This is a genomic window from uncultured Desulfovibrio sp. (assembly GCF_944327235.1).
In the GTDB taxonomy this organism is placed as follows: domain Bacteria; phylum Desulfobacterota; class Desulfovibrionia; order Desulfovibrionales; family Desulfovibrionaceae; genus Desulfovibrio.
Window position 1 is genome coordinate 1 of sequence record NZ_CALVHE010000105.1, and the last position, 7,618, is coordinate 7,618.

Sequence of the window (7,618 nt, forward strand, 5' to 3'; positions counted from 1 at the left end):
CGCTCGCTTGTTGGTTTGTCTGCTAACTTCCAACTTATCGAATGAGGAAAGGGTGAACAACCTATCGGAACACAACATCTAGAAGGCCCCAAGCGATGCAGGAGCCTTACGGACATCGACGGCGGATCAACGGGGGAGGCTCCCCCCGAAAGCGTGATTCGCCCTCATCTACCGCACCTTGCGGATGATGGTCACGGCCTTGTACGGCAGGATGGAGTCGCCGGCTTCCTCTACGGGGATGTCGTGCCGTGCCGCCAACCCCAGCAACAGACGCACATCCGGATCCGCGCGCCGGTTGACGAGCACATGCTCCGGCACGCGGCGCAAGAGCGCCCGCGTCGCCTCAGCTATGCCGGGTTTGATCCGGTTGGCGGCGTCGATGGCGAACCGCCGCATGAGACGCGCCACCAGTTCCCCGGACTGCCGCTGCAGGGTGGCGTACTGCGAGGGATCGGCAACGGCGGGGTGGCGCTGCGCCTCGGCCAGCATGTCATCTGTCCAGAGTGTGGAGACCGTATCGACGAATGCGCGCGTCTGATCGACATGGCGCAGGGACTCCCAGAGCATACATTTATGCAGGCCGTCATCCGCCCAGAGGGAGCGGGAGATCAGGCCGGCCACCGGCGCGCCCAGCAGGCCGAAGGGGATCAGCCAGTCCTCACAGGAAGCGGCCAACCAGCTCGTGCCGCAGAGGTCGGCCAGCACCGTCAGGCGCGGCGGCCGCTGTGCATAGCCGGGGCGTCCGGCCAGCGTCCGCGCCAGCTCGCCGCTGATGGCCCCCTTACCGGTCCAGCCGTCCACGAAATAGATGTTTTCCGGGGGGCATTCCCGCTCCACCAGTGAGAGCGCGGCATGATCCAGCCCTCTGTCCCGGATGATGCTGACGCCGAAATGCCGGACATCTCTCCCCATGAGCACCAAAGCCCGACGCAGCAACACGCCCAGAGGACAGCCCGCACGTACCAGGCTGACCAGCCCGATGGGCCCGGCGGCGGTCGGCTGAGCGGCGATGGCGGCAGCCAGGGCGAGCGTCTCGCGAGCCAGCCGCGCCTTGCCGTCCCGCAGGGCTTCCGCGTAAATGGCCATATGTTCCGGCGTGGGGACGCTCTCCTCGCTGAGCATCTCCGAGTAGTGGCGCTGCCCGCTCTGGAGCCAGACTTCCTTTTCCGCCACCGGCGTCAGTTCGATAACCGTCTTGCGCAGCAGAAAGGTGATATCCTCCGGCGCGTAGGAGCCGGAAAAAAACTGCCCTGTCTCCATCACCGTTCCCCCTCCCCTACGGCACGCCCCACCACGCCCGCCAGCTGACTGCGACGGGGCATACCCCACCAGTCGCACAGGGAAAGAAAGGGCATGTCGCTCAGGCTGTCGCCAAGACCGACGGTAGGCCGCGCGCCGCCTTCCGTATCCAGCGTGTCCAGCAGATGGCGGAGAGCGGCGGCCTTGTCGATGCCGCGCGGCAGCAGACTGATATTGTTGTCGTTGCTGGACAGGACGAAACGCGAGAGATCCAGCGCGGAAAGGACGTCATCCATCACGGCGTACAGTTCCGCCAGGCGGCTGTTGTCCCGATGCTTCATGACGAGATAGATGTCCGTGCCGTACTCCTGATTGATGCGGGCAAAGGCATCATGGCCCCGCCGGGCGAAGTAGTCCGTGCAGCACTGGGCGATATGGCGCAGCTCGTCCCGCAGCGGCCGCGCGATACCGAGGATGCGCTCCCGCCAGACGGCATCCTCGCTGCCGTCCGGGGTAAGGATGACGGCCCCGTGGGTGGCGATCTTCCAGGAGCGGAACGCGATGCGCACCCGCCCCAGCTCCTCGGTCCCGCGACCAGTCACGGGGATGAGGCAGGCATTCTCATTGAGCCAGTCCAGAAAATTCCGTTGCGTCTCGGTCATGAAGGAGCTGGGCCTGCCCTGCCTGTCCACGGCCGCCACGACGGCCCGCTCCCGCTGGGCCTCGCTCATCTTGCGTGCCGTCTGGAACAGGGTGTCGTCCAGATCGAGAAAGAAGAGCGGTCCCCTCCCCGCGGACTCTGGCGCGAACTCAGGCATGGTCATACTCCAGCACGACCGCCTTGCGCAGATGGCGCAGCAGCTCCCCATCGAGGGCCTCGGCTCCCGTCTCGCAGCAGAGATAGATGCTGTCGTACTCATCGGGAGCGACGTTGTACAGATAATTGCTGATACCGAAGCCGTAATTGTCGCCATGTTCCAGGCGGTGACGGATGGCCAGTCCCGGCTTGATGGGCGAACGCGTCGTCGCACCGAAGCGCACGTCGGCCCCCTCCCGCTCCAGCCGCTCGGCCAGCAGGAAGGGCGGCCAGACGAATTCGCCGGTACCCAGCACGAGCACGCGCCTTCCCGGTTGCTCCCGCACCTCCGGCCACGGCCGCAGGTCAGGATCGCACATCCCGAAACGGCCCCAGTCCTGCCGCCGACTCACCGGCTCGCCGCCCGTACCCTGCTCCACGCGCGCGGGGAAGGGCGTCGGCGGATGACCGGGCGTCGGCGTCCAGTGCCACGTCCCCTGCAGCAGACTGATCACCTCTCCAGGCCAGGGCAGAGCCGCCTTGGCCGCAGCCGGGCTCCAGTCCACGATGACCACGCGGGTCACGCGCCGCAACGGCAGGCCCGCGCCGTGCAGGGCCTCGCAGAGATGCAGGAAGGTGTCTCCCGTCGTCATCTCGTCGTCGACGGCTACGAGATGGAGCGGCTTCTCCCCGAGAGTGAAGCCGCGCGGCCGGTAGAGGATATGCCGCATGGCATGGCTGTGGGCTTCGTCGAATTCCGCCAGACGGGGCGCGGCAAAGACATGGCGCGTGGAGGCCAGATAACAGCTGTCGGGACATGTTTCCCGGCAGCGGCGAAAGACCCCGGCGCCAAGCCCCACAGCGGTCTCCGCCATACCGACGAAGAGGGTCTGCATATCCGGCGGCAGCGTGATGCTGTCGGCAAGGCGCCGCTGCACGTCCCGCATGACGGACGGCGCCACGGGGATATGTCGCCCCAGCACCTTGCTGACGAAAAGGAATACCCGGCGAGGATTCTGCCGCTCGGCAAAGTCGAACAGCGCATCCGGCGGCAGGTCGGCCCGGGCGATCTCCAGCTCAAGCTGCCCGGCGGCGTAGGTCTGCACGAGTTTCTCCATCCCCTTGCTCCTTCCGGCAGCCGCTTGCCGCCCCGCTCTTCTTCCGCCGCAGGGCACTCTGCTCCGGGCAGGGCCGCAGGCCCCGCCATGCGGCGGCCTGTGCCGGTGTTGCCGGGAGCGGCCGTCCGCGCCGCTCCCGACCCGGCCAAAACAGTTAGACGTTGACGCCGTAGTTACGGGCAAGGGGGCCAAGCCCGCCATTATATCCCTGTCCCACGGCCCGGAACTTCCATTCGTTGTTGTGCCGGTAGACTTCACCAAAGATGATGGCCGTATTGGTGCTGGCATCCTCGCTCAGATCAAAGCGGGCCACCTCACGACCGGTCTTGCGGTTGACGATGCGGATGAAGGCATTGGACACCATGCCGAAGTTCTGGCGGCGCTGGTCGGCCTCATGGATGGTCACCGTGAAGGCCAGCTTGGTCACGTCGGCAGGGACGCGCGACAATTCGACGTTGATGACTTCGTCATCGCCGTCGCCGGCGCCGGTGCGATTGTCGCCGGTGTGTTCGACGGCGCCGCAGGCGGACTTGAGGTTGTTGTAGAAGATGAAATCACTGTCGCTGCGGACCTTGCCGGAGGCATTCAGGAGGAAGCAGGAGGCGTCAAGGTCGAAATCGTTGCCGTCGGTGCTGCGGGCGTCCCAGCCCAGGCCGACCATGATGGACTCGATACCCGGTTCTTCCTTGGAAAGCGAGACGTTGCCGCCTTTGACGAGAGATACGGACATGAGAGAGCTCCTGTCGTTAGAGGATCGCGATGATGGGGCCGATCATGTCGGCAACGGTCTTGCCGCGCATGGATTCGCCCACGGCCTGCATTTTCCATTCGCCGTTATGGCGGTAGAGCTTGGCCATGATCATGGCCGTATAATCGCCGCCGCCGCTGATGGTGTAACGGGCGACTTCCTTCCCGCTGTCGTCCACCAGGCGGCAATAGGCGTTGGCCACCTCGTTGAAGTTCTGTCCGCAGTAGCTGCTGACGGTAAAGACGAGGTAGTGCACCTCGGCGGGGATATTGGCCAGTGTGACGTTGATGACCTCGTCGTCGCCCTCTCCGTCACCGGTCCGATTGTCGCCGGAGTGGATGATGCTGCCGTCCTTGCTCTTGAGCTGCCCGAAGTAGACGACGTCCAGCGGCTGCTTGTCCGCGGAGAACAGTACGCAGGAGGCATCAAGGTCGATATCGCCCCCGCCCATCAGACGCCCCAGAAAGCCGCTTTTTTTGACGGCATCCCAGCCAAGTCCCATGAAAACCTTGTTCAGGGTCTTCCCCGACTCCTTGTCAAGGGAGATCTTCTGCCCTTTGATAAGACTGACGCTCATGTGCTACTCCTGGTCTTTCCTTTGTGTTGCACTAATGATGGAAGCGATGATGCCGACGGCCAGAACCGCCAGCACCACGACCAATGAGAAGTGGGGCGACAGCTCGAAGCCGATGCCGAAACCATGCTTGAGCGCGGAGAGCAGCAGCTTTGCCGCGATGAAGAAGAGCAGCACGATGACGGCCTTTTCCAAGTGTACCAGATAACGGCTCATGGCTTCCAGCACAAAATAGAGGCTTCGCAGACCGAGGATGGCGAAGATCATTGCCGAGTAGATGATCAGCGGTTCACGGCTGACGGCAATGACGGCCGGCACAGAGTCAAAAGCGAACATGACGTCGCTGACCTCGATGACCGCGAGGCAGAGGAAGAGAGGGGTCGCCACGAAGGGGATCTTGTGGCTCATGCCCTCCACCGTGATCCCCAGCCGGGAAGCTTCTTCCGTCGCATGATGGCGGGTGATGAAGAAGTCATGCCCGTGCAGGCGCGGCCACATGGGGAAGATGCGCTTCACGCCCTTGTAGGCGATATGGGAGGAGTAGTCCTCGATCTCTTCTTCCTGGTCGCCCTTCTTGAGCATGACGAAACCGGTGTAGGCCACCATAGCGGCAAAGATCAGCTCCACATACGGACCGAACGAAAGCAGGCCCGTGCCGATGGCCACGAAGATGGCGCGAAAGACGATGGCTCCCAGCACCCCCCAGTAGAGCACGCGGTGACGGAACTCGTTGGGGATGGAGAACCAGGAGAAAATGGCCATGATGACGAAGAGATTGTCCACCGACAGTACCTTTTCCAGCACGTAACCGGTGAAGAACAGGCTCGCCATATCGCTGCCGTGGTGGATATAGAGATAGATGCCGAAGGCGACGGAGACGGCGATCCAGAAGATGGTCCAGAGACAGGCGCTTTTCAGTGTCACGTCGGCATCGCGTTTGTGCGCGAAAAGGTCAAGAAAGAGAGAGAGGATGACGGTCACGGCAAAAATAACGACCGTTTCCGTGGGAAAACCCAGATGTTCCATGATTGAGTACCTTGTGGCTGTTACCGGTTTGCCGCGGGATAACGCGCCCCACCCATGCCATGCCGTCAGAACGCGGCCGTCATGGCGCAATCGCACCTCCCGCCCTCCTGCCCCATGCGGGTGCTTCCCCCGCATGAGGGCCGGGAGCGCCTAAATGTCCGGGCGCAGAGCATCACGCCGGCGCAAGAGAGGCTCTGCCGCTCTTCTGGAAACGCCCCTTTCCCCACCCTTACGGCGGAAAAATCGCAGCGTCTCGAAACGGCAGGCCTGCCCGCTGCCGGAGCAACGCCCTGTCAACACAGGGACAGCGCCTGCAAGAGACGCTGTCCACGCAAGGCGAAAAGCCTGCTTTTCGCCTGCCTGCACGGACGGTCGCCCACCTGTGGCGCGACCGTCCGCTACCGAAACTGGTTTAGATGTTCACGCCGTAGTTACGGGCGAGCGCTCCAAGTCCGCCGTCAAAGCCCTGCCCCACAGCGCGGAACTTCCATTCGTCATTGTGACGGTAGAGTTCTCCGAAAATGAGGCTGGTATTGGTGCTGGCGTCCTCGCTCAGATCGAAGCGGGCGATCTCCTTGCCGTCCTTTTCGTTGACGACGCGGATAAAGGCATTGGACACCATACCGAAATTCTGACGGCGCTGCTCCGCCTCATGGATGGTGACGGCAAAAGCCAGCTTCATCACGTCGGCGGGCATGGAGGCCAGCTTGACCATGACCTTCTCGTCGTCACCGTCGCCCTCGCCGGTCAGATTATCACCCAGATGCTGCACTGACCCGCAGGCCGACGTCTTGTTGTTGTAGAAAATGAAGTCGGCGTCGGAACGCACTTTGCCGTCGCCGTTAAGCAGAAAGCAACTTGCGTCCAGGTCGAAGGCTTCGCCATCGGTCGCGCGCACATCCCAGCCAAGTCCCACGACCACGTTTTCCAGCCCGGGGGCCTCCTTGGTCAGGGAAACATTGCCGCCTTTCACCAGAGATACAGACATGGTTCTTTCCTTTGAGGAGGTCGTTTCTGCCGCACGGCCGCCGGCATCCCCCGGCCGCACCGCTGCTGCCTGCCGCGGCGTGCCCCTCCGTTCCGCGCCGCGGGACTTGTCATCATCCTTTCAACAGTCAAAGTCTTCAACGGGCACACCCAGTTCCGTGCAGATCTCACGGACGGCCCGTTTCTCACTATCATCAAAGTTGCCGTCGCTTTTGGCGATGACGATGGCCACGCGGACAAGCAGGCGAGCCTGATCGTCCTTGCCGCGCAGCCTGCCGATCTTTTTCAGGGCTTCCGCCTTGCCGATGCCCATGTCAAAGTCGAAGGCGTCCGCGATCTTCTTGAAAGCGGCTACTACCTCATCCGTGTCAAAGCACTTCAAGTCTTCGGAAACCTTGATGTAATCGCAGAGTTTCTTTTTCTCTTCCGATGTCGCTGCGCCGTCAGCGAAGGAAATGAGCACGGCCCCCGCCACGACCCCTTCAAGGAAGGCGGCATTACGAAAACGGCTCACCTCCGTTGCCAGCTTGCCGCGCCCTTCCGAAATCTTCTGCTTCAGATTGTCCAGAAAACCCATAGGATGCTCCTTCTTTACTCATGTTGCAGCGCCATCTCGCGGCCGGGCAGAGCCCTCGGCACATCGTCGCCGGGGAAAAGGCCGGGCAAGCTCCCCGCCCGCGCCACTTCCCGCGTGCATGACGTCTCATCCGGGAGCTGTAAACACTATGCGCTGCTTGTGGATGGGGCCCCTTCGTTCGCCATCGACGCCCGTACGGCTCCTGCGTCGCCTTGCGGGCACGGCCCAACGCCGCCTTTCGATCGTCGCCAACGCTGAAGGGCCAGTCTTTTCCTGCAAAGCGGGAAAAGGTGTTCGTGGCAGTCTTCTCCGCGATCCCCACCTTTCCCCAGCGCCCTTTTGCCAATATGCAAGAGAAAATATGACTTTTTTACTCTGCTAACATTACTGTAAAATCCACGTCATCCCAGCCCGCGAGCAAAGGACTTCTCACGAAAGCCCCACAGCGCTCCCGCTGCCCGGCTCAACCTGCTGTGCGCTCTCCCCAAAAACGTCCCTGCGCTCCAGGATCTTCCGGGCCCAGTGGGAATGCGTGGCCGGTTCGCACATCCTG

The 7,618-nt window shown here is 62.7% G+C and carries 8 protein-coding genes; all 8 read right to left on the reverse strand.

Annotation, left to right across the window (positions count from 1 at the left end):
- Positions 1–168: 168 nt before the first annotated feature.
- Entirely contained in the window at positions 169–1,260 is a 1,092-nt protein-coding gene (locus Q0K00_RS10720; RefSeq protein ID WP_297229394.1) for a cysteine protease StiP family protein, read from the reverse strand.
- Positions 1,260–2,057 carry an HAD hydrolase family protein gene (locus tag Q0K00_RS10725; protein ID WP_297229381.1) on the reverse strand — a complete coding sequence of 266 codons (798 nt, stop codon included), beginning with the start codon at positions 2,055–2,057 and terminating at the stop codon, positions 1,260–1,262. The genes Q0K00_RS10720 and Q0K00_RS10725 overlap by 1 nt, the downstream gene beginning before the upstream one ends.
- Positions 2,050–3,153 carry a phosphoribosyltransferase domain-containing protein gene (locus tag Q0K00_RS10730; RefSeq protein ID WP_297229382.1) on the reverse strand — a complete coding sequence of 368 codons (1,104 nt, stop codon included), beginning with the start codon at positions 3,151–3,153 and terminating at the stop codon, positions 2,050–2,052. Before Q0K00_RS10730 ends, Q0K00_RS10725 begins: the two co-directional genes overlap by 8 nt.
- A gap of 154 nt (positions 3,154–3,307) precedes the next feature.
- On the reverse strand, positions 3,308–3,883 hold the full coding sequence (locus Q0K00_RS10735) for a TerD family protein (RefSeq protein WP_297229384.1): 576 nt from the start codon (positions 3,881–3,883) through the stop codon (positions 3,308–3,310).
- A gap of 16 nt (positions 3,884–3,899) precedes the next feature.
- The gene (locus Q0K00_RS10740) at positions 3,900–4,478 is read right to left on the reverse strand and encodes a TerD family protein (protein WP_297229386.1); all 579 of its coding nucleotides are present in this window, start codon (positions 4,476–4,478) and stop codon (positions 3,900–3,902) included.
- A gap of 3 nt (positions 4,479–4,481) precedes the next feature.
- The gene (locus Q0K00_RS10745) at positions 4,482–5,501 is read right to left on the reverse strand and encodes a TerC/Alx family metal homeostasis membrane protein (RefSeq protein ID WP_297229388.1); all 1,020 of its coding nucleotides are present in this window, start codon (positions 5,499–5,501) and stop codon (positions 4,482–4,484) included.
- A 412-nt stretch (positions 5,502–5,913) separates the two neighbouring features.
- A complete protein-coding gene (locus Q0K00_RS10750) occupies positions 5,914–6,489 on the reverse strand; it encodes a TerD family protein (RefSeq protein WP_297229390.1) in 576 nt (191 codons plus the stop codon).
- 120 nt (positions 6,490–6,609) lie between these two features.
- Positions 6,610–7,065: a tellurite resistance TerB family protein gene (locus Q0K00_RS10755; protein ID WP_297229392.1), complete on the reverse strand. Its 456-nt coding sequence runs from the start codon at positions 7,063–7,065 to the stop codon at positions 6,610–6,612.
- Positions 7,066–7,618 lie beyond the last annotated feature (553 nt).

Bases quoted from the DNA above. Each gene is read 5' to 3' on its own strand.
- Q0K00_RS10755 (WP_297229392.1), bottom strand. From the start codon at position 7,065: ATGGGTTTTCTGGACAATCTGAAGCAGAAGATTTCGGAAGGGCGCGGC.
- Q0K00_RS10735 (WP_297229384.1), bottom strand. From the start codon at position 3,883: ATGTCCGTATCTCTCGTCAAAGGCGGCAACGTCTCGCTTTCCAAGGAA.
- Q0K00_RS10745 (WP_297229388.1), bottom strand. From the start codon at position 5,501: ATGGAACATCTGGGTTTTCCCACGGAAACGGTCGTTATTTTTGCCGTG.
- Q0K00_RS10750 (WP_297229390.1), bottom strand. From the start codon at position 6,489: ATGTCTGTATCTCTGGTGAAAGGCGGCAATGTTTCCCTGACCAAGGAG.
- Q0K00_RS10725 (WP_297229381.1), bottom strand. From the start codon at position 2,057: ATGCCTGAGTTCGCGCCAGAGTCCGCGGGGAGGGGACCGCTCTTCTTT.
- Q0K00_RS10730 (WP_297229382.1), bottom strand. From the start codon at position 3,153: ATGGAGAAACTCGTGCAGACCTACGCCGCCGGGCAGCTTGAGCTGGAG.
- Q0K00_RS10720 (WP_297229394.1), bottom strand. From the start codon at position 1,260: ATGGAGACAGGGCAGTTTTTTTCCGGCTCCTACGCGCCGGAGGATATC.
- Q0K00_RS10740 (WP_297229386.1), bottom strand. From the start codon at position 4,478: ATGAGCGTCAGTCTTATCAAAGGGCAGAAGATCTCCCTTGACAAGGAG.